Annotated in this window: 19 protein-coding genes; 11 read left to right on the forward strand and 8 right to left on the reverse strand. The window is 71.9% G+C overall.

Features of this window, described 5'->3' with window-relative positions; genetic code table 11:
• Positions 1-22 precede the first annotated feature (22 nt).
• Positions 23-913: an acyl-CoA thioesterase gene (locus tag ASE20_RS08965; protein WP_225869031.1), complete on the forward strand. Its 891-nt coding sequence runs from the start codon at positions 23-25 to the stop codon at positions 911-913.
• Positions 914-937: 24 nt separating this feature from the next.
• Here the strand turns inward: ASE20_RS08965 and ASE20_RS08970 are convergent, their stop codons facing one another.
• The 6 genes from ASE20_RS08970 to ASE20_RS08995 all read right to left on the reverse strand — a co-directional run bounded on the left by ASE20_RS08970 (position 938) and on the right by ASE20_RS08995 (position 5,930).
• On the reverse strand, positions 938-1,711 hold the full coding sequence (locus ASE20_RS08970; protein ID WP_056894220.1) for an enoyl-CoA hydratase/isomerase family protein: 774 nt from the start codon (positions 1,709-1,711) through the stop codon (positions 938-940).
• Between the two features lie 31 nt (positions 1,712-1,742).
• Complete coding sequence (locus ASE20_RS08975; RefSeq protein ID WP_056894221.1) at positions 1,743-2,306, reverse strand: RNA polymerase sigma factor; 564 nt, start codon at positions 2,304-2,306, stop codon at positions 1,743-1,745.
• 113 nt (positions 2,307-2,419) lie between these two features.
• Positions 2,420-3,124, reverse strand: a complete 705-nt coding sequence (locus tag ASE20_RS08980; protein WP_056894222.1) for a hypothetical protein — start codon at positions 3,122-3,124, stop codon at positions 2,420-2,422.
• A gap of 94 nt (positions 3,125-3,218) precedes the next feature.
• A complete protein-coding gene (locus ASE20_RS08985) occupies positions 3,219-3,758 on the reverse strand; it encodes an RNA polymerase sigma factor (RefSeq protein ID WP_056894223.1) in 540 nt (179 codons plus the stop codon).
• A gap of 770 nt (positions 3,759-4,528) precedes the next feature.
• Positions 4,529-4,924, reverse strand: coding sequence for a globin (locus ASE20_RS08990; protein ID WP_056894224.1), 396 nt, complete (start codon positions 4,922-4,924; stop codon positions 4,529-4,531).
• A gap of 7 nt (positions 4,925-4,931) precedes the next feature.
• A complete protein-coding gene (locus ASE20_RS08995; protein ID WP_082612275.1) occupies positions 4,932-5,930 on the reverse strand; it encodes a mechanosensitive ion channel family protein in 999 nt (332 codons plus the stop codon).
• 82 nt (positions 5,931-6,012) lie between these two features.
• On the opposite strand from ASE20_RS08995, the gene ASE20_RS09000 reads away from it, so the two are divergent.
• Positions 6,013-6,381, forward strand: coding sequence for a hypothetical protein (locus ASE20_RS09000; RefSeq protein ID WP_157538411.1), 369 nt, complete (start codon positions 6,013-6,015; stop codon positions 6,379-6,381).
• A 9-nt stretch (positions 6,382-6,390) separates the two neighbouring features.
• Positions 6,391-6,750 carry a DUF5130 family protein gene (locus ASE20_RS09005; RefSeq protein WP_056894226.1) on the forward strand — a complete coding sequence of 120 codons (360 nt, stop codon included), beginning with the start codon at positions 6,391-6,393 and terminating at the stop codon, positions 6,748-6,750.
• A gap of 88 nt (positions 6,751-6,838) precedes the next feature.
• Here ASE20_RS09005 and pepN read toward each other — a convergent pair whose 3' ends face one another.
• A complete protein-coding gene (pepN, locus tag ASE20_RS09010; protein ID WP_056894227.1) occupies positions 6,839-9,406 on the reverse strand; it encodes an aminopeptidase N in 2,568 nt (855 codons plus the stop codon).
• Positions 9,407-9,569: 163 nt separating this feature from the next.
• Between pepN and ASE20_RS09015 the strand changes: the two genes are divergently transcribed.
• The 6 genes from ASE20_RS09015 to ASE20_RS09040 all read left to right on the forward strand — a co-directional run bounded on the left by ASE20_RS09015 (position 9,570) and on the right by ASE20_RS09040 (position 16,262).
• Complete coding sequence (locus ASE20_RS09015) at positions 9,570-11,198, forward strand: CHAP domain-containing protein (RefSeq protein WP_162260992.1); 1,629 nt, start codon at positions 9,570-9,572, stop codon at positions 11,196-11,198.
• 40 nt (positions 11,199-11,238) lie between these two features.
• On the forward strand, positions 11,239-11,871 hold the full coding sequence (locus ASE20_RS09020) for a DsbA family protein (protein ID WP_056894229.1): 633 nt from the start codon (positions 11,239-11,241) through the stop codon (positions 11,869-11,871).
• Between the two features lie 47 nt (positions 11,872-11,918).
• Positions 11,919-13,709, forward strand: coding sequence for a methionine--tRNA ligase (gene metG / locus ASE20_RS09025; RefSeq protein ID WP_056894230.1), 1,791 nt, complete (start codon positions 11,919-11,921; stop codon positions 13,707-13,709).
• 134 nt (positions 13,710-13,843) lie between these two features.
• Positions 13,844-14,455, forward strand: coding sequence for a LysE family translocator (locus ASE20_RS09030; protein ID WP_056894231.1), 612 nt, complete (start codon positions 13,844-13,846; stop codon positions 14,453-14,455).
• Positions 14,455-15,348, forward strand: coding sequence for a GNAT family N-acetyltransferase (locus ASE20_RS09035; RefSeq protein WP_056894232.1), 894 nt, complete (start codon positions 14,455-14,457; stop codon positions 15,346-15,348). Before ASE20_RS09030 ends, ASE20_RS09035 begins: the two co-directional genes overlap by 1 nt.
• A gap of 20 nt (positions 15,349-15,368) precedes the next feature.
• Positions 15,369-16,262: an alpha/beta hydrolase gene (locus ASE20_RS09040; RefSeq protein WP_056894233.1), complete on the forward strand. Its 894-nt coding sequence runs from the start codon at positions 15,369-15,371 to the stop codon at positions 16,260-16,262.
• Between the two features lie 3 nt (positions 16,263-16,265).
• Here the strand turns inward: ASE20_RS09040 and ASE20_RS09045 are convergent, their stop codons facing one another.
• The gene (locus ASE20_RS09045; RefSeq protein WP_082612277.1) at positions 16,266-17,450 is read right to left on the reverse strand and encodes a glycoside hydrolase family 43 protein; all 1,185 of its coding nucleotides are present in this window, start codon (positions 17,448-17,450) and stop codon (positions 16,266-16,268) included.
• Positions 17,451-17,494: 44 nt separating this feature from the next.
• Here ASE20_RS09045 and folC point away from each other — a divergent pair, with 44 nt between their 5' ends.
• Complete coding sequence (gene folC / locus ASE20_RS09050; protein ID WP_056894235.1) at positions 17,495-18,847, forward strand: bifunctional tetrahydrofolate synthase/dihydrofolate synthase; 1,353 nt, start codon at positions 17,495-17,497, stop codon at positions 18,845-18,847.
• Positions 18,844-19,251, forward strand: coding sequence for a DUF4233 domain-containing protein (locus tag ASE20_RS09055; RefSeq protein WP_225869030.1), 408 nt, complete (start codon positions 18,844-18,846; stop codon positions 19,249-19,251). The genes folC and ASE20_RS09055 overlap by 4 nt, the downstream gene beginning before the upstream one ends.
• Positions 19,252-19,253: the final 2 nt, after the last annotated feature.

Genomic DNA, 19,253 nt, shown 5'->3' on the forward strand with positions numbered 1-19,253 from the left:
CGCGGGCCCGGGGCGTGGAACCATGCTCGTCGTGCGGCACCGTTATGAATGCCCCCTGCGCTGGGCCGACGTCGACATGCTCGGTCACGTCAACAACGTCCGGTACGTCGACTACCTCCAGGAGGCGCGCAGCGCCCTGCTGCGGGCCTGCCTGAACGCGGCCGGTGTCGAGCGGCCCGAGGGCGGCTACGTCGTGGTGCGCCACCAGGTCACCTTCCTGGCGCCGCTGCTCTTCCGCAGCACCGCGGTGTCGATCGAGTCGTGGGTGACCGAGATCCGCGCCGGAAGCTTCACGCTCGACCACGAGATCTTCCACGACACCGAGGACGGCGGGCGGGTGGTCTACGTCCGCGCCCGGACCGTGCTGGCGCCGTTCATGATCGAGACGGGTGCGCCGCGCCGGATCAGCGACGCCGAGCGCACGGCCCTGGCACCGTACGCCGAGCTGGGGGAGCGCTGCCGCCCGGTGCAGGTCGACGTCCCGCGCGACGACCCGGCCGCGCACTTCCCGGTGCACGTGCGCTTCTCCGACCTCGACATCTACCGCCACGTCAACAACGTCATGTACTTCGAGTACTTCCAGGAGTCGCGGATCGCGGTCTTCGGCCGGTTGCGCGAGGCGCTGCGGGAGTTCCCGCGCATCAACGTCGTCGTCGCGCAGACCGACATGGAGTACGTCGCCCCGATCACCCTGCGCGCGACGCCGTACGACAGCTGGTCGGTCGTCACCCGCATGGGCAACAAGTCGATGGTCATCGACGCCGAGATCGTCGACGGCGAGCAGGTCCTGGCCCGCTCGCGCAACGTGCTGGTGTTCTTCGACGCGGCGACCCAGACGTCGGTCACGCCGCCTCCGGGCTATCGCGAGGCGATCATCGCGGCGCTCGGTGGATCGCTGGCGGAATCGGCCTGACCCCGGACCGAATCCTGGACCGAGTCACAGTCCGGTGAAGTCGGGGGCGCGGCCCTCGGCGAAGGCGCTGAGCGCCTCCAGGTTGGCGGGCCCGCCCATCAGCTCGGCGAAGGCAGCGTTCTCGCGGTCGCGCGCCTCGCGGATCGCGGTGCGGTGCGGCTCGGTCATGGTCCGCTTCACCGCCACCAGCGACGAGATCGGGCGCTGCGCCAGCAGGGTGGCGTGCTCGCGTGCGGTGGCGAGCAGCTCCTCGGGCGCGCACACCCGCCAGACCAGGCCCATCTCCCGGGCCTGCTCGGCCGAGATCCACTCGGCCGACAGCAGCGCCCACGCGGCGTTCTGCCGGCCCACCAACGCCGGGAAGAGGTACGACGACGCCGCCTCGGGTGCGACGCCGAGCGACGTGAACGGGCACTTCAGCTTCGCCGCTGTCGACATGAACCCCAGGTCGGCGAAGCCGAGGATCGTGGCGCCGATGCCCAGCCCCAGCCCGTTGACCGCGACGACGAGCGGCTTGGGGAAGTCGACCAGTGCGTCGATCAGGCCGATGAAGCCGTGCTTGCCCCGCTCGAAGCTCGGGTCGGTGGCCATCCGGTGCATCTCGAGCAGGTCGGTCCCGGCGCTGAACGCGCGCCCCGAGCCGGTCAGCAGCACGACGGCGACCGACGGGTCGGCGGCGGCGTCGAGGAGGGCGTCCGCGGTGGCGTCGTACAGGGCCTCGTTGAAGGCGTTGAGGGCGTCGGGACGGTCCAGGACCAGGGTGCGGACCCGGGCCTCGTCGGACACGGTGAGGGTCATGCACCCAGAGTAGAACGTGTTCTACAAATGGTCACTCGGTCGCGCCGACGGGACCCGCCGCAGCCGGCTCGGCGAGCTTCGACCGCAGCCGGCGCAGGGCACGGTGCCGGGCCACCCGGACCGCGACCGCCGTCATGCCGAGCACCTGCGCGGTCGCCTGGACGTCGAGGTCGAGCACCTCGAGGCAGGCGATCACGTCGCGCTCGCGCGGTGGCAGCACGGCCAGGGCCTGCTGGACCCACTCGTCCGCGATCAGCTCCCACTCCGGGCCGGGGACCGAGCGGGGGAGCTCGGCGCCGAGCAGGTCGTCGCCCTTGGCGCGGGTGGTCGAGCGCCGCCAGGCGTTGGCGCCGTGGTTGCGGGCGATGCCGAAGATCCACCCGCCGAAATCGGCCGTGTCGCCGTGGAAGTCGGCGATCCGCTCGGCCGCGACCAGCCAGGCCGCGGCGGCCAGGTCCTCGGGGGACTCGGTGCCGGCGGGCGCCCGCGCCTCGAGCCAGAGCACGAGTCGGCCGGCGTGGGCGCGGTACAGCTCGCGCCACGCCTGTGGCTCACCGCGCTTGGCGGCGGCGACCCGATCGTCGTCGTCGCGCACTGACGTCTTCCACCCCTACTCGCCTGCCGACGGCGCCCTGCGTCTGTGCGGACCTCCGGCGACCATTGTCACCTCAGAACGGTCCGAAAGGGGTGAGATCCGGACGGATTTCTTTACCTTCTGTGTCCGCGACCCTGGCCACGGTCGCCGGCGGAGCCGCTGCCCTGGCCGTGGCCGCTGTTGCCACGGTCGTCGGTCGAGGGCAGGAGCGCGGCGGAGCCGTTGCGGTCGCCCGACGGGTCGACCTTGGCCTCCGGGCCCTCGCCCTCGGGACCACCCTGCTGGCTGTCGTCGTCGGGGCCGGGGCGCCGCTGGTCGTTGCCGGGCGCGTCGTCGTCGCGGGTGCCGCCCTGGTCGTCGTCGTGGCCGAGCTTGTGACCCTTGTCGTCGCCCTTGTGCTTGCCCGGGCGGTCGTCCTGCCGTCCGTGGCGCGGGGCGTCGCCCGCACGGTCGGAACGGGAAGTGGACTTGCCCGGCAGCCCCGGGGACAGGGGGCTGCCGGGCGAGGTGGAAACGTCGGGTTGTGGGGTTCCGACGTTTCCGGGGCTCGGCGGTCCGGAGGGCTCCACCTGGGTCGGGCTGTCGGTGGGGGACAGTGGGGTGTCCCTCCCGATCGGAGCGCCCGCCGCCCAGGTCGCCGTCGCGATCACGCCTACGGAGGCGGTCGCGACGATCATGCGGAGTCCAGCCGACCGAGCCGTCGAGGGGGCGGCCGCACGCGAGCTCGCACCGAGCTCGGTGAGGACGCCGAGGAACACCGGATCGGGCTCGAGCGTCGGCGCGGCGACGCGGAGCCGTTCGGTCCGGTGGTTCGACATGTCTCGTCTCTGTCTGATCGGTGGTGCTGACGTCAGTCCCCACCCCAGAAGGGGACTGCCTTCACGGGGTACATGTAGCCAGCGGACCGGGGTGTTACATCCGCTCGGAAATCTTTTCGCGCTCCATTTCCTGGCGCAGTCGCTTGAGCGCCCGGTGGTGCGCCACGCGCACGGCGACCGCGCTGATCCCCAGTGCGGACGCGGTCGTCGGCACGTCCATGTCCAGCACCTCACGGCAGGTGACGACGTCCCGCTCGCGCTCGGGAAGGGTGCGGAGCAGGCGCCGGGCCCAGTCGTCGGCGCCGGTCTCGTGCTCGGGGCCGGGCGCGGTGCGCTCGTCGTCGCCGAGCGAGATGCGGTCGCGTCGTGCGGCTCGGCGCTGCGCGTTCGACGACAGGTTGCGTGCGATGCCGAACAGCCAGCCGGCGAACTCGTCGCTCGTCCCGGTGAACCCGGCGACCTTCTCGGCGGCCACCAGCCAGGCGCCGGACGCGATGTCCTCGGGGCCCTCGTCGCCACAGGGGCGACCGCGCAGCCAGACGACAAGCCGGGAGGCGTGGGCCCGGTAGAGCTCACGCCATGCATCGGGGTCGCCCCGCTTGGCCGCGGCGACGACGTCATCGTCCGTCGTCACTGCGCCTGGGCCACCAACGCTTCCTGCGGCCGGGGGGAGCGGCGGGTGCCGCTGTCGCTGTCGGTAGCAGAGGGCGCACGAGGTGTGCCGAGGCTGGGCACGGCCGGCACGCTCGGGCTCAGAACGTGACCGAGTCCCGACGGTTCGGGAACCGTCGGGACGTCGGGAAGATTCGGCAGTGTCGGGAGCTCCGGCAGCTCCACCTGTCCGGGTGGATCGCCTCGCGGCGGCACCGACGAGGGAGCGCCGGACGGGGCGTGCGAGCCGGAGGTCGGGCCGGCCGGCGAGGGCGGCCCGTCGGTCCCGTCACCCGCCGAGCCCGACGGATCGGGCTCGCCGGGTGACGCCGGGGCGTCCGAAGATGGGGTTCGGACCTCCCCGGGTTGTGGGTCGGTCGGCTGTTGCGTCACGCGCTCCTCCGGGCGGAACGGGGACTCCGTTCCGGGCAGGGCGCCCGCTGCCCACGAGGTCGCTCCGACGGCGATCGCACCCCCCAGCACAATCGCAAGCCGTGCACCAGCCGACCGACCCGGTCGCGTGGCCGGCGCGGTCGAGCCGGAGCTCAGCTGCGTCAGCTGCGCGAGCAGCACCGGATCCGGATCAGCGGGGCGCACCTCGGCACGCAGCGTCTCGATCCAGTCCGGACGGGTCATCAGTTCTCTCTCGAGTTCGATCCGTCGTGACCGGGCCCGGGCACGACGGGGAGGGTGTCCCCTCGTGCTGTACCTGTCACGGGGTCGGCGTGCCGTTACATCGTGGCCGAAAAAACTTCAGCCCGGGGTGTTGATCATGAAGTTCGCGGCGTGCGTGACGTACGCCCAGAACTGCGCGTCCTGCTCGGGAGTGAGCTCCACGCTGTCCAGCCCGGCCCGGAAGTGGCCGAGCCAGCGGTCCCGCGCGTCGGTGTCGACCGAGAAGGGCGCGTGTCGCATCCGCAACCGCGGGTGGCCGCGCTGCTCGGAGTACGTCGTCGGGCCGCCCCAGTACTGGACGAGGAACAGCAGGAAGCGCTCCTCGGCCGGGCCGAGGTCCTCCTCGGGATACATCGGCCGCAGCACCTCGTCCTGCGCGACGCCCTCGTAGAACCTCGCCACGATGCGCCGGAAGGTCTCCAGGCCGCCGATCTCCTCGAAGAAGGTGGTCTCGTCGCCCGTCGGGGTGGTCACGCAGCCATCATCCCTCGTCGCCCGTGGCGGCCGGCGGGGGAGGGGCGTCATGGGCCCGCTTGTCCTCGCGGTGCCACACGACCCGCTGCTGGAACGGGATCTCGATGCCCTCGTGGTCGAAGCGGGCCTTGATCCGCTGGCGCAGCGCCCGGGCGACCGCCCACTGCTCCAGCGGGGCGGTCTTCACCATCACCCGGATCGTCACCGAGTCGGGCGCGAGCATCTCCACGCCGGTGACCTCGGGCTCCTCGATGATCAGGCCGTTGAACTCCTCGTCCTCCCACAGGTCGTGGGCGACCTCGCGCAGGACCCGCTGCACGCGGGCCAGGTCCTCGCCGTACCCGACACCGACGTCGACCACCGCGCGCGACCAGTTCTGGCTCTTGTTGCCGACCCGGACGATCTCGCCGTTGGGGACGTACCAGACGGTGCCGTTGATGTCGCGCAGCCGCGTCATCCGCAGCGTGACGGCCTCGACGGTGCCGTTGGCCTCTCCGACGTCGACCACGTCGCCCACGCCGTACTGGTCCTCGATGAAGACGAAGATGCCGGCGAGGAAGTCCTTGACCAGCGACTGGGCGCCGAAGCCGAGCGCGATGCCGATGATGCCGGCGCTGGCGATGATCGGGGCGATGTCGACGCCGATCTCGCTGAGCACCATCGTGCCGATGACGGCGAAGAGGACGAACGTGATGATGCTCTTGAGCAGCCCGGCCATGGTGGCCGCCCGCTGCTTGCGGCGCGCGGCCACGGCGGACTCGACCCGCTCGGGCAGCACGCCGTGCTCGGCGCGGTGGGCGATCCGGTCGACGACGCGGTGCAGCAGCCAGCGGGCCACGAGGCCGAGCAGGACCAGGCCGATGACGGCCAGCGGCTTGCCGATCAGCACGTCGGACCACTCCGCGAGCCGGCGGTTGCCGCTGACGTCCCAGGTCAGCTCGCACACCTGCTCGCCGTCGGCGCAGGGGCTGACCGCGTCGCTTGCTGTGAGGAGGAGCGAAAGCATCCGGACAGTCTCCCAAACCGCCGGTGACCGGTTCGCGGCCACCTCCTGCCCCCGGACGGCCCGGTGCGGATATCCTCCTCCCGTGACCAGCACTGTTGTTCGACGTCTCCTCACCCTGTGCTCCCTCCTCGGGGTGAGCGCGCTGCTCGTCGTGGCCGGCGCAGGTGCGGCCTCCGCCGACACCCCCGAGCCCCGTCCGGGCAGCTGGGAGCCGAAGCCGGACGTCGACGTGCTGCACGCGTTCCTCGTCCTGGGCGGCATCCCGCTGCTGGTGTTCGTGGTCATCACGCTGCTCTACGTCGCCCCGGCGCTCGCGCGCGGTGCCGACCTGAGCCCCAACGCCCTCGAGCCCGAGAACCAGTGGCTCGGCGGCCCGCGCAAGGCCGCCGGCGAGCTGGCCGCGCCGGACTCCGAGGACTCCAGGGCCGGCGGCGCCGGCGGCAGCTGGTAGTCCGCGACCATGAGCACCACTGCCCTCAACGCGACCGAGCGCGCCGCGCTCGACGTCACCATCCGCAACGCCGAGCAGGCCTGCCGTGCGGAGATCTCGGTCTTCGTCGGCGCCGCCTCCGGCGAGCCGCGGGAGTTCGCGACCAGCCTCCACAACACGCTGGTCCTGCCCGCGCGCAGCGTGCTGGTGATGGTCGACCCCGACCGGCGCCTCGTCGAGATCGTCACCGGCGGTCACGTCCGTGAGCGGCTCACCGACGACGAGTCGGCGCAGGCCGTCGCCGCAATGACCGAGCGCTTCGCCAAGGGCGACCTCGCCGGCGGCCTCAGCCGCGGCATCGAGCTGCTCGGGGAGCTCGCCCGCGACTGAGCGCTGCGCGCACCACCTGGACCACGCGAACGGCCCGGCACCCCGAGGGGTGCCGGGCCGTTGCGGTCCCCGGAGGAGTACCTCAGGACTACCTCGCGTCGGCAGCCTGGGCGGCCAGCGCGCGGGCGACGTCGGCCCGTCCCTCGCGCACGTAGCGCAGCGCGCCCGGGTTGGTGCTGTCGGCGTTCGCCGCCAGCCAGGCGTCGACGGTGTCGAGCGTGGTCTGCGTGGCGATCAGGCGCGGGAAGATGAACTCCAGCGCGACCGACGCCTTGTGGGCGCCCAGCCGCTCCCAGGTGCCGGCGACCTCGTCGAGGTACGTCGCGACGTACGGCGCGAGGACGTCCTCCTGGCCGGCCTGCCAGAAGGCGAGGACGACGCTGCGCTGGGTCTCGTTGGGGACCGACGGGTCGAGGAGCGCCTGGGTCCAGGCGCGCTCCTTGGCCTCGGGGGTGCCCATCGCGGCCCGTGCGGCAGCGGACTTCTCCTGGCCGGAGATGGTGTTGTCCTGGGCCAGCTCGGCGTCGATCCGGGTGTCGTCGGCGCGCCCGACGCGCGCCAGGGCGGTCAGCAGGCCCCACCGCAGGTCCTGGTCGATGGCCAGGCCCTCGAGGACCAGCGAGCCGTCGAGGAGCGCCTCGACCTCGGCCACGGCCTCGTCGCTGCGCGCCGCCGAGGCGAACGCGCGGGCGAAGGTGAGCTGGTGGTCGGTGCCCGGGGCAGCCGACTCCAGCAGTGCCCGCAGGCCCTGCTCCCAGCGGGCCGCGAGGGCCGGCCGGGCCGCGGGGTTGCTGTAGAGCGTGACCGCCTGGGCGGCGTACACCGGGATCCGGCTGACGCCCCAGGCGTCGGTCTCCTGGCCGATGTTGCCGAGTACCAGCTCGACGTAGTCGGTCGCGGCGAGCTCGGCGTCGCGGGTCATGTCCCAGGCGGCGCTCCAGATCAGCGCGCGGGCGAGCGAGTCGTCCACGTCGGAGAGGCGGGCCACCGCGGTCGCGCGGGAGCGCTCGTCGAGGCGGATCTTGGCGAAGGCCAGGTCGTTGTCGTTGAGCAGCAGCAGCTCGGGCTGGGCCCTGCCGACCAGCTCGGCGAGCTCGGTGCGAGCGCCCTCCACGTCGACCTCGACGTAGTCGGTGCGGACCAGACGGCCCTCCGCGGTGTTGTAGAAGCCGACGCCGACCCGGTGCCGCCGCAGCGTCGGGTGCTCCGCGGGCGCGGTCTGGTTGATCGCGAACGAGGCGTAGGTGCCCTCCGGGGTCAGCTCGAAGGCGGGGGAGAGGGTGTTGGTGCCGGCCGTCTGCAGCCACTCCTGCGCCCAGCCGGTGAGCTCGCGGCCGGAGGCCTTCTCGAGCGCGGTCAGCAGGTCGGAGAACTCGGTGTTCGAGAACTCGTGGTCGTGGAAGTACTGCTTGAGCCCGGCCAGGAACGGGTCGAGACCGACCCACGCGACGAGCTGCTTGAGCACCGACGCGCCCTTGGCGTAGGTGATCATGTCGAAGTTGACCTCGACCGCGTGCAGGTCGAAGTTGTCGGCGGCGATCGGGTGCGTCGAGGGCAGCGAGTCGGCGCGGTAGCCGGTCTGCTTGCGGGCGTTGGTGAAGCCCGTCCAGGCGTCGTCGTACGACGTCGCGAGCGCCTCGGCGTGGTAGCAGGCCCACTCCGCGAACGACTCGTTGAGCCACAGGTCGTCCCACCACTTCATGGTCACGAGGTCGCCGAACCACATGTGGGCCATCTCGTGCAGGATCACCGAGGCGCGGAACTCGTAGAACGAGCGCGGCTGGCGGGAGCGGGGGAGGTACTCGTCGCGCAGGGTCACGCAGCCGGCGTTCTCCATCGCGCCCATGTTGTACTCCGGCACGTAGAGCTGGTCGTACTTGCCGAACGGGTAGGGGTAGCCGAAGGCGTCCTCGAAGAACTCAAAGCCCTGCTTGGTCAGGGTGACGATCTCCTCGCGGTCGCGCTCGAGGTACTCCTTGAGCGACTGGCGGGAGTAGTGGCCGAGCGGGATCGTGCCGTACGTGCCCTCGTAGACGTCCTGGACCTCGTAGTAGTCGCCCGCGACCACCGCGGTGATGTACGTCGACATGGGCTTGGTCGCGGGGAAGGCCCATAGCGCCACGCCGTCGCTCACCGGCGTCGGCTCGGGGGTGGCGGCGTTCGAGACGACCTTCCAGTGCGCGGGAGCGGTCACGTTGAACGTGAACGGCGCCTTGAGGTCGGGCTGCTCGAAGGTGGTGTAGACGCGGCGGGCGTCCGGCACCTCGAACTGCGAGTAGAGGTAGACCCGGTCGTCAGCCGGGTCGACGAAGTGGTGCAGGCCCTCGCCGGTGTGGGAGTAGGTGCAGTCGGCGCGGACGACCAGGACGTTGTCGGCCTGGAGGTCGGGCAGCGCGATGCGGCTGTCGGCGTACGCCGTGGCGGGGTCGAGCGCGACGCCGTTGAGCGTGATCTCGTGGATCGTCGCGTCGACCAGGTCGGCGAACGTGCTCGCGCCGGGCTGGCGACAGGTGAAGGTCAGTGTGGTGGTCGATCCGAAGGTCTCGACGCCGGCGCGGGTCGCGTCGCTGAGGTCGAGGTCGATGACGTACGAGATCACGTCGACGAGGGCGGCGCGGGTGGCCGCCTCGTCGCGGGTGAGGTTGGTGCCGGGCATGGCGCCCATCCTTGCACCAGGGGCACATTGTCTGACAACTCGCGGCAGCGAGGGCGAATGACAACGGTGTAACTTCCGAAAGTCAACGCGACACGCCAGTGAACCGTGAGTTTTTCGGGGTTTTTGTTGCGTTCTGGGGCTCGTGTGCCCGATGGTGTTCGTCATGCGCAACCGGACCGTGGTCATGCGCTGGGGGACGTCCGTCGCCGCCAGCGCCCTGTTCGCGACCCTCCTGGTCGCGGTCGGCATCGCGGTTCGCGTCGAGGCACCGATGACCCGATCGGCAGGGGTCACCGATCTCTGCAGTGGTTGGAGCGGGTGCAACAGCGCCGGCTACTCCGACGCCGGGTACGGCGCCGTGAGCGGCCGGATGTACTGGAACATGTACTCGGGCCACAACTGCACCAACTACGTCGCCTACCGGATGATCAAGGCCGGCATGTCGACCACGCGTCCCTGGGTCGGGGGTGGCAATGCGAGCGAGTGGGGCTTGCAGATGAAGAACATCACCGACCAGGTCCCCAACGTCGGAGCCGTCGCCTGGTGGGGGCGCTACAGCAACGGCAGCGGCTCGGCCGGACACGTCGGGTACGTCGAGAAGGTCGTCTCCCCGACCGAGATCATCATCTCGATGGACAGCTGGGGCGGCACCTTCCACTGGCGCCGGATCACCAAGGACAGCGGTCGGTGGCCGACCGGCTTCATCCACTTCGTCGACAAGACCCTGACCCCGAAGGCCGCGCCGGCGATCACCGGCAAGCCCGCCGTGGGCCAGACGCTGACCACGTCCAACGGCACGTGGGTCGGCGCGCCGACCAGCTACACCTACGAGTGGTTCGCCGACGGCAGGACGACCGGGGTGCGGACCAGGACCTACGTGCCGAAGGGCGCGGACCGCGAGAAGAAGATCACCGTCAAGGTGCAGGCGGCCCGGTCCGGCTTCACCCCGGCGACCCAGGTGTCGGCTCCGACGGCCGCGGTCGTCCCCGGCACCTTCGCCCTCCAGGCGACGCCGACCGTCGACGGGACCCTCTTCGTCGACGACGTGCTGACCGCGCAGCCCGGCACCTGGAGCCCGGAGCCGCAGGCGATGGCCTGGCGCTGGTACGCCGACGGCAAGCGGATCGTCAACGCCACCGAGACGCTGACACTGACGCAGGACCTCGTCGGGCGCGAGATCAGCGTGGTCGCCGTCGCCCGCCGCGCCGGCTACACCGCCGCCAGCGGTCCGCGCGTGGTCGCGGGCAAGGTCATGGTCGGCACGATCGAGACCAGCCGCGCGTTCGCGGTGCTCGGGAGACGGACCATCGGGGAGACGCTCACGGTCCGCTCGGGGGTCTTCACGCCGGCGGACGCCACGCCGTCGTACCAGTGGCTGCGCGACGGCGTCCCGATCGAAGGTGCGGTGGCGCCGACGTACCGGCTCGGGGACGACGACGTCGCCTCCCGGATCTCGGTCCAGGTCAACCTGACGCGCAAGAACTACGTTCCGCTGAGCTCGACGGCCACGACGAACGGCCCCGTGCGCAGCCGCGCCTGGATCCAGGTCGGCGCCGCCTCGCGTGGAGGCAAGGCGATCGTCAACGTCGATGTCACGGCCCGGGGAATGGCGCCGGTCACGGGACGTGTCCGGATCGGCATCGGCAGCTGGATGCGCACGGTCACCCTGGTCGACGGCAAGGCGTCGGTGAAGGTGGCGCGCACGCCGGGCGTCTGGAACGTCGCCGTCCGCTTCCTCGGCAACGCCATCGTCCCCACAGCCCTGCGGACGACGACGGTGAGGGTTCGCTGATCTGAGGAATGCTGCGCGGGCGGGCGCGGTTGCAGTCTGCATGACGACCCCCACGCCCAACCGCGCCGACCTCTGGTTCGACCCGCTCTGCCCGTTCGCCTGGATCACGTCCCGCTGGATCCTCGAGGTCGAGGAGGTCCGTGACATCGAGGTGCACTGGCACGTGATGTCGCTGGCCTACCTCAACAAGGACCGCGACATCCCGGACGCCTACCGCGAGATGCTGGCGCCCGCGTGGGGCCCGGTGCGGGTGCTGGTCGCCGCCCAGCAGCAGTACGGCGACAAGGTCCTGCGTCCGATGTACGACGCCTTCGGCCAGCGGATCCACCTCGAGGGCCGCAAGCTGCACGAGCAGCCCGACGGCGGCCTCGCGCTGATCGCCGAGGTGCTCGAGGAGACCGGCCTCGACCCCACCCTGATCGAGGCGGCGACCGACCCGTCGTACGACGACGCCGTGGCGCGCTCGCACCACGAGGGCATGGACGCGGTCGGCGACGACGTCGGCACGCCCACGATCCACGTCAACGGCACCGCCTTCTTCGGCCCGGTGCTCTCGAAGATCCCGCGCGGCGAGGACGCCGGACGGCTCTGGGACGGCACGGCCGCGGTCGCGTCCTTCCCCTACTTCTACGAGCTGAAGCGCTCGCGCACCGGGGACCTCGACTTCTCCTGACGGAACTGGGTCGGCAGCGGGAAGGCCGGGTCAATAGGATCCTTCCCATGACGCATGTCCTCTCCGCTGTCGCCTGGCCGTACGCCAACGGCCCGCGCCACATCGGCCACGTGGCCGGTTTCGGTGTGCCCTCCGACGTGTTCAGTCGGTACCAGCGGATGGCGGGCAACGACGTCCTGATGGTCTCGGGCTCCGACGAGCACGGCACGCCGATCCTCATCGCCGCGGACGAGGCGGGGATGACCCCGCAGGAGCTCGCCGACAAGAACCACCGGCTGATCGTCGAGGACCTCGTCGCGCTGGGGATCACCTATGACCTCTACACGCGCACCACGACCCGCAACCACCACGCCGTCGTCCAGGAGCTCTTCCTGGGGGTCTACGAGAACGGCTACTTCGTCGAGCAGACGACCTTCGGCGCCGTCTCGCCCTCGACCGGGCGCACCCTGCCCGACCGCTACATCGAGGGCACCTGCCCCAACTGCGGGTACGACGGTGCGCGCGGCGACCAGTGCGACAACTGCGGCAAGCAGCTGGACCCCCAGGACCTGAAGAACCCGCGCTCGCGGATCAACGGCGAGACCCCCGAGTTCATCGAGACCCAGCACTTCTTCCTCGACCTCCCGGCACTGGCAGAGGCGCTGCAGGCGTGGCTCGACGACCGCGAGGCGACCGGCCTCTGGCGGCCCAACGTCATCCGGTTCTCCCAGAACATCCTCGAGGAGATCCGCCCCCGCGCCATGACGCGCGACATCGACTGGGGCATCGCCGTCCCGCTCGACGGGTGGCGCGACAACCCGACGAAGAAGCTCTACGTCTGGTTCGACGCGGTCATCGGCTACCTCTCGGCCTCGATCGAGTGGGCCCGCCGCACGGGCAACCCCGACGCGTGGCGCGACTGGTGGAACGACCCTGAGGCCCTGTCCTACTACTTCATGGGCAAGGACAACATCACCTTCCACTCGCAGATCTGGCCGGCGGAGCTGCTGGCCTACGCCGGCAAGGGCGACAAGGGCGGCTCCCCGCGCGAGTACGGCGAGCTCAACCTGCCGACCGAGGTGGTGTCCAGTGAGTTCCTGACGATGGAGGGCAAGAAGTTCTCCTCGTCGAAGAAGATCGTGATCTACGTCCACGAACTGCTCTCGCGCTACCAGCCGGACGCCTTCCGCTACTTCGTGGCCGCCGCAGGCCCGGAGAGCCAGGACTCCGACTTCACGTGGGCGGAGTTCGTCCGCCGTACCAACGACGAGCTGGTGGCCGGCTGGGGCAACCTCGTCAACCGCACCGCCACCCTGATCGCCAAGAACTTCGGCGAGATCCCGGCCGCCGGCGAGCTGACGGCCGAGGACCAGGCGGTCCTCGATGCCACGGAGGCCGCCTTCGACGTCGTCGGCGACCTGATCGGCCGACACCGCCAGAAGCAGGCGATCGGTGAGGCGATGCGCGCGGTGGCCGAGGTCAACAAGTACGTCTCCGACACCGAGCCGTGGAAGATCAAGGAGGACCCGGCCCGCCTGGGCACGGTCCTGCACGTGATGGCCCAGTGCGTCGCCGACCTCAACCTCGTGCTCAGCCCGTTCCTGCCGTTCTCGGCCAACGAGGTCGACAAGGCCTTCGGCGGCACGGGCGCGGTCGCGCCGATGCCGGTGGTCGAGGAGGTCGCCGACCTCGACGACGCCACTCGGTCGTACCCGATCATCACCGGCGACTACGCGGGCTTCCCGTCGTGGAGCCGGCACGCGATCGCGGTCGGGACGCCGGTGGCGAAGCCGACCCCGGTGTTCACCAAGCTCGACCCGTCGGTCATCGACGAGGAGCTCGCCCGGCTCGAGGCCTGACCTCGACGACGCCTCTGGTCGACCTCGCCAGCCGAAGGTTCTGGCGGGGAGTCGGGCGAGTCGGTCGACCTGGTGCGGGCGACGGCCAGGAAACCGGATGCCGGGCTGGAGCCCGGCCGGTAGCCTGCTCGGGCATGAGCACCGCGTTCCTCCTGACCTCGCTGGTGATCGTCGCGACGCCCGGCACCGGCGCGCTCTACGCCATCGCCGCCGGCCTGACCCGCGGCACCCGCGCCGCGATCCTGGCCGCCTTCGCCGGCACGCTCGGCACGATCCCGCACCTGGTCGCTGCGGTCACCGGTCTCGCCGCGCTCCTCCACGCGAGCGGCGTCGCCTTCGCCGTCCTCAAGTACGCCGGCGTCGCCTACCTGCTCTTCATGGCGTGGTCGACCTGGCGCGACCGCGGCGCCCTCACGGTCGACGAGGATGCCGCCGAGACGGGCTCCGCGCGGGCCGTCCTGGTCTCCGGCATCACGCTCAACCTGCTCAACCCGAAGCTGACCATCTTCTTCTTCGCCTTCCTGCCGCAGTTCGTGCCCGCCGGTTCCGGCGCGGTGCCCGCGATGCTCGGCCTGAGCGCGGTGTTCATGGCGATGACCTTCGTGGTCTTCGCTGCCTACGGCGCCTGCGCCGCGGCGGTGCGCGACCAGGTCCTCTCGCGACCCAAGGTGGTCGACCGGATGCGCAAGGCCTTCGCCGCGAGCTTCGCCGTGCTGGCCGGGCGGCTGGCGTTCGAGTCCCGCTGATGGGTAGCACCCACGACGTCTGGTTCACCGAGGACGCCGGCACCTTCCTCGACCGGGCCGGGGAGTACCTCGCCGCCGACCCGGTGGTGGGGACCGTCCTGTCGACCATGGCTCGGCGGACCGCCGAGCACGGGCCGCCGGCGGGCATGCCGGACTGCTGGTTCGCACTGGTGACCGGTGCCGCCGGCGAGATCGTCGGCGCCGCGATGCGCACCGCGCCCTTCGAGCCGTGGCCGCCGTACCTGATGGGGATGGAGGACGGCGCGGCGGTCGCGCTCGCCGACGCGGCGCTGGCGCGGGGGATCGCCATCGACGGCACGAACGGGCTGCGGCCGGCGACCGATGTGTTCTCGGCCCGGGTCGCGGAGCGGACCGGGCGGCAGACCCGGGTCCACCTGCACCACCGCCTGTTCGAGCTCGGCACCCTCGTGCCCCCGCGGCCGGTGCGGGGGCGGCTCCGTGAGGTGCGGTCGGAGGAGGCGCGGCTCGCCCTGGCCTGGATCCACCAGTTCTTCCGGGACGCCGACGAGCAGGCGGGCCGCGAGGCCGGGCACCTCAACGAGGGGGCGTCGTTCGGGATCGGCGACGTGCTGCGCAAGCTGGACGAGGGGGTGCTCTGGTTCTGGGTCGACGACGAGGACCGTCCGGTGCACCTCACCGGGGCCAACCCGCCGGCCTACGGCGTGACCCGGATCGGCCCGGTCTACACGCCGAAGGACGAGCGCGGGCGCGGCTGGGCCGGTGCCGCGGTCGCCGAGGTCTCGCGCCGCATCCAGGCGGACGGCGGCCGCGCGATCCTGTTCACCGACCAGGCCAACCCGACGTCCAACGCGCTCTACCAAGGCCTCGGCTACGAGCCGGTCGTCGACACCGTCCAACTCGACATCTTCTGACGCTGGCTAGGGTCGCGGCCATGGCCCTCCACCCCCAGGCCCGGCGCGCAATCGAGAACGCCGCCGGCGCGCTGCCCGTCACCGACCCGTCGTACGACATCGCGGCGGAGCGTGCCCGTGACCGCGACGAGGCGGTTCGGCAGGAGCGTCTGCCGGTCGCCGAGGTGCGCGACGTCGACGCAGGTGGCGTGCCGGCCCGGCTCTACCTCCCGGCCGGGTACGACGCCGTGGTCGTCCACGCGCACGGAGGCGGCTTCGTCCTCAACGACGTGGAGGTCCACGACGCGGCCGTCCGTCGGTTCGCGCTGGTCGCGGGCGCCGCGGTGCTCAGCGTCGACTACCGCCGCCCACCCGAGCACCCGTTCCCGGCGGCGCCCGACGACGTCACGGCCGCGGCGGCGTGGGTCGCGACCCAGCCGGAGCTGGCCGGCCTGCCGCTGTTCGTCCACGGGGACAGTGCCGGCGGCAACCTCGCCCTCGTCGCGGCGCTGCGCGACCCGGACCGCTTCGCCGGCGTCGCGCTGGTCTACCCCTTCCTCGACCCGACCGCCGCCTTCGACTCCTACCGGACTGCGGCCGACGGCTTCGACCCGAGCGAGGCCGCCTGGTACTGGGAGCAGTACGCGTCATCCCCGGCCGACCTCACCGACCCGGACCTGGCCCCCTTGCTCTCCGACCGGCTCGGCCTGCTGCCGCCGACCCTCGTCACGACCGCCGAGCACGACCCGCTGCGCGACGAGGGCGAGCACCTCGTCCTGCTGCTCGCCGAGGCGGGCGTCGAGGTCGTCGGCACCCGGTACGTCGGCCAGGTCCACGGCTACTGGAGGCACACCTCGGTCTTCGACGCCGCGGAGCCGACCATGCGGCAGGTGGCCGGCTGGATGCGGATGCTCGTGGAGCGCGGCAAGGGGTAGTGGTCAGCCGGGGTCGACGATCTCCAGCGTCCCGTCGTCGCGCTGCCACAGTCCCGCGACGTGCATCAGCCGCTGCCGCCCGACCCGGTCCCAGGCGTGGTAGACCAGCCGCAGCGACAACCCGTCGACGAAGGCGGACGCGCCGCCGGGGCCCAGCCGTCCGGTCGTGGCGGTCGAGAGCAGCGGGTCGCCGTGGTTCTGCCGCACGCAGGGGCCCTCAGGCCCGGCGCAGATGGCGTACCCGGTCGCGTAGTCGGCCCGCTCCCAGGAGTTGCCCGAGTAGAAGAGGTAGGTCACGCCGCGGAACTGCACCATGCTCGGGTTCTCGATCGTGTCGCCCTCCCACGCCCGGTCGAGGGTGAGCAGCTCGCGGGTCTCGGAGCCGGGCTGGAAGCCGGCGCCGTCGCGGCTGAGCTGGCGGATGAACAGGCCCGCCGGGCGCTGGTGGACGATCCCGGAGAACTTCCACAGCAGCCACGGGACGCCGGTGCTGTCGACGAAGACGTCCGGGTCGATCACGCCGAGCTGGGCCTGGCCGTAGCAGAGCGGCTCGCCCACGGGGCGGAACGGGCCGGTGGGGGAGGAGCCGCGGGCCAGGCCGATGCAGTTGTGCCGCTGGCCGCCGCTGGTGCCGGCCGGCGCGGCGTACGCCGCGGTCCAGCCGTCGCCGACCCTGCCGACCCCGGGCGCCCACAGCTCCCGGCCCTCGCCCCGGCCGCGCACCCAGCCCGCCGGCTGCAGCGGGTCGACGCGGCGGCCGGAGCCGTCGGTCAGCGGGGTCCAGGTGCGCAGGTCCTGCGAGACCAAGGTGGGAAGACGCAGGTGGGAGGTGTTGGTCGCGTAGGCGTACCAGCGCCCGCGGGCACGGACGATGTCCGGGTCGGCGAAGTAGCCGCGGTAGGCGACGCCGGGGCGCCACTCCGCGCTGCCACCGGTGACCGCGACCGGCTCCGGGCGCTTCTGCTGCGGCAGCTTCTGCGCCATCCGCTCGGCCAGCCGGGCGAGGTCCTGCATCTCGCCGGCCAGGACGTCGCTCGGCAGCACCGTCGGGACCGCGGTGGGCTCGGGGATCAGCGGCGCCTCGGACGTGCCCGGCGCCGCGTCCGGCGTACCACCGGCCCCACCGCCGCACGCCGACGCTGCCAGCGCCAACGCGGCCAGCACCCCCGCAAGGCGGCGACCCCTCATGCTTTCACTCCCTCCCCGGCGCACACCCTAGACTCAACGACGCCATGAGTGAGCCTGTTGCGCGTCCAGCCCAGACCTTCGCCGAGGCGGAGGACGCCCTGCTGTCCCGATGGCCCGAGACCCGGCTCGAACCCTCGCTCGACCGGATCCGCGCCTTCACCGAGCTGCTCGGCGACCCGCAGCGCTCCTTCCGCTCGATCCACCTGACCGGCACCAACGGCAAGACGTCGACCTCGCGGATGATCGACGCGCTGCTGCGTGCCCTCGACCTGCGGACCGGCCGGTTCACCAGCCCGCACGTCGAGAAGATGAGCGAGCGGATCAGCGTCGACGGCGAGCCGCTCGACGACGAGGCGTTCGTGCGCGCGTTCAACGACGTCGCGCCCTACATGCACCTGGTCGACCAGGCCGAGGCCCACCCGCTGAGCTTCTTCGAGGCCGTCGTCGGCATGGCCTACGCGGCCTTCGCCGACGCCCCCGTCGAGGTCGCGGTCGTCGAGGTCGGCATGGGCGGCTCCTGGGACGCCACCAACGTCCTCGACGCCGACGTCGCCGTGGTGACGCCGATCGCCGTGGACCACGCCAACTACCTCGGCGGCACGACCGCCGAGATCGCACGGGAGAAGGCCGGCATCATCAAGCCCGGCTCGGTCGCCGTCCTGGCCCAGCAGAGCGCCGAGGCCGCGACCGTCCTGCTCGCGCGGGCGGCCGAGGTCGGCGCGACCGTCGCCCGCGAGGGCCTCGAGTTCAACGTCGTCGCCCGGGCCGCCGCCGTCGGCGGCCAGGTCGTCACGCTCCAGGGCCTCCGGGGCCGGTACGACGACCTCTTCCTCCCGCTCTACGGTGCCCACCAGGCGCAGAACGCCGCCACCGCCCTCGCCGCTGTCGAGGCGTTCATCGGCGGCGACGAGCCGCTGGGCGACGACGTGGTCCGCGGTGCGTTCGCCGAGATCACCTCGCCCGGGCGGCTCGAGGTCGTGCGGCGCAGCCCCACGATCGTGCTCGATGCCGCCCACAACCCGCACGGCGCCGCCGCGGCTGCGGCGGCACTGGAGGACTCCTTCCAGTTCGACCCGCTCATCGGCGTGATCGGCGTGATGGGGGACAAGGACGCCGAGGGCCTGCTCGCGGCCTTCGAGCCGGTCCTCTCGCAGATCGTGGTCACCCAGAACTCCGCCGACCGGGCGATGCCCGCCGACCAGCTGGCCGAGGTGGCCCGCGAGGTCTTCGGCGAGGATCGCGTGAGCGTCGTCCCCCGCCTCGCGGACGCGATCGACGAGGCGGCCGGCCTCGCCGAGTCCGCCGGCAGCGACGCCCTCAGCTCGGGCGCGGTGCTGGTCACCGGCTCGGTCGTCACGGTGGGTGAGGCCCGGGTGCTGCTGGGAGGCCTCAAGTGAGCGCCGAGCACGAGGTCCCGGTCGACCCCGAGCGCGAGAAGTCTCCGCGGCGCGGCATGTGCGCTGCGGTGCTCACCCTTGAGGCGATCGCCGTGGCGCTGTCGATCCCGGTGATGATCACGATCTCCGACGTCGGCCCGGCGCTGGCCCTGTCGCTGGGCCTGGGCCTGGCGGTCGTCGCCGTGGTGGCCGCGGGGATGCTGCGCCGGGAGTCGGGCTACCGGCTCGGGCACGCCGTACAGGTCGGAGCGGTCGGGCTCGGCTTCCTGGCGCCCATGATGTTCTTCGTCGGCGGCCTGTTCGCCCTGCTGTGGGGGTCGGCGTACGGCCTCGGGCGCAAGATCGAGCGGGAGCGCGCGGCGGCCTTCGAGCAGTACGACCGCCTCCGCGAATCGGGGGAGTAGTA

The organism is Nocardioides sp. Root240, assembly GCF_001428825.1.
Lineage (GTDB): Bacteria > Actinomycetota > Actinomycetes > Propionibacteriales > Nocardioidaceae > Nocardioides.

What these genes read in the sequence shown, in the direction of transcription:
- ASE20_RS09030 (WP_056894231.1), top strand. Translation starts at nt 13,844, where the DNA reads ATGAGCACCGCGTTCCTCCTGACCTCGCTGGTGATCGTCGCGACGCCC.
- folC (WP_056894235.1), top strand. Translation starts at nt 17,495, where the DNA reads ATGAGTGAGCCTGTTGCGCGTCCAGCCCAGACCTTCGCCGAGGCGGAG.
- metG (WP_056894230.1), top strand. Translation starts at nt 11,919, where the DNA reads ATGACGCATGTCCTCTCCGCTGTCGCCTGGCCGTACGCCAACGGCCCG.
- ASE20_RS09035 (WP_056894232.1), top strand. Translation starts at nt 14,455, where the DNA reads ATGGGTAGCACCCACGACGTCTGGTTCACCGAGGACGCCGGCACCTTC.
- ASE20_RS09015 (WP_162260992.1), top strand. Translation starts at nt 9,570, where the DNA reads ATGCGCAACCGGACCGTGGTCATGCGCTGGGGGACGTCCGTCGCCGCC.
- ASE20_RS09045 (WP_082612277.1), bottom strand. Translation starts at nt 17,450, where the DNA reads ATGAGGGGTCGCCGCCTTGCGGGGGTGCTGGCCGCGTTGGCGCTGGCA.
- pepN (WP_056894227.1), bottom strand. Translation starts at nt 9,406, where the DNA reads ATGCCCGGCACCAACCTCACCCGCGACGAGGCGGCCACCCGCGCCGCC.
- ASE20_RS08995 (WP_082612275.1), bottom strand. Translation starts at nt 5,930, where the DNA reads ATGCTTTCGCTCCTCCTCACAGCAAGCGACGCGGTCAGCCCCTGCGCC.
- ASE20_RS09040 (WP_056894233.1), top strand. Translation starts at nt 15,369, where the DNA reads ATGGCCCTCCACCCCCAGGCCCGGCGCGCAATCGAGAACGCCGCCGGC.
- ASE20_RS08965 (WP_225869031.1), top strand. Translation starts at nt 23, where the DNA reads ATGCTCGTCGTGCGGCACCGTTATGAATGCCCCCTGCGCTGGGCCGAC.
- ASE20_RS09020 (WP_056894229.1), top strand. Translation starts at nt 11,239, where the DNA reads ATGACGACCCCCACGCCCAACCGCGCCGACCTCTGGTTCGACCCGCTC.
- ASE20_RS09005 (WP_056894226.1), top strand. Translation starts at nt 6,391, where the DNA reads ATGAGCACCACTGCCCTCAACGCGACCGAGCGCGCCGCGCTCGACGTC.
- ASE20_RS08970 (WP_056894220.1), bottom strand. Translation starts at nt 1,711, where the DNA reads ATGACCCTCACCGTGTCCGACGAGGCCCGGGTCCGCACCCTGGTCCTG.
- ASE20_RS08980 (WP_056894222.1), bottom strand. Translation starts at nt 3,124, where the DNA reads ATGTCGAACCACCGGACCGAACGGCTCCGCGTCGCCGCGCCGACGCTC.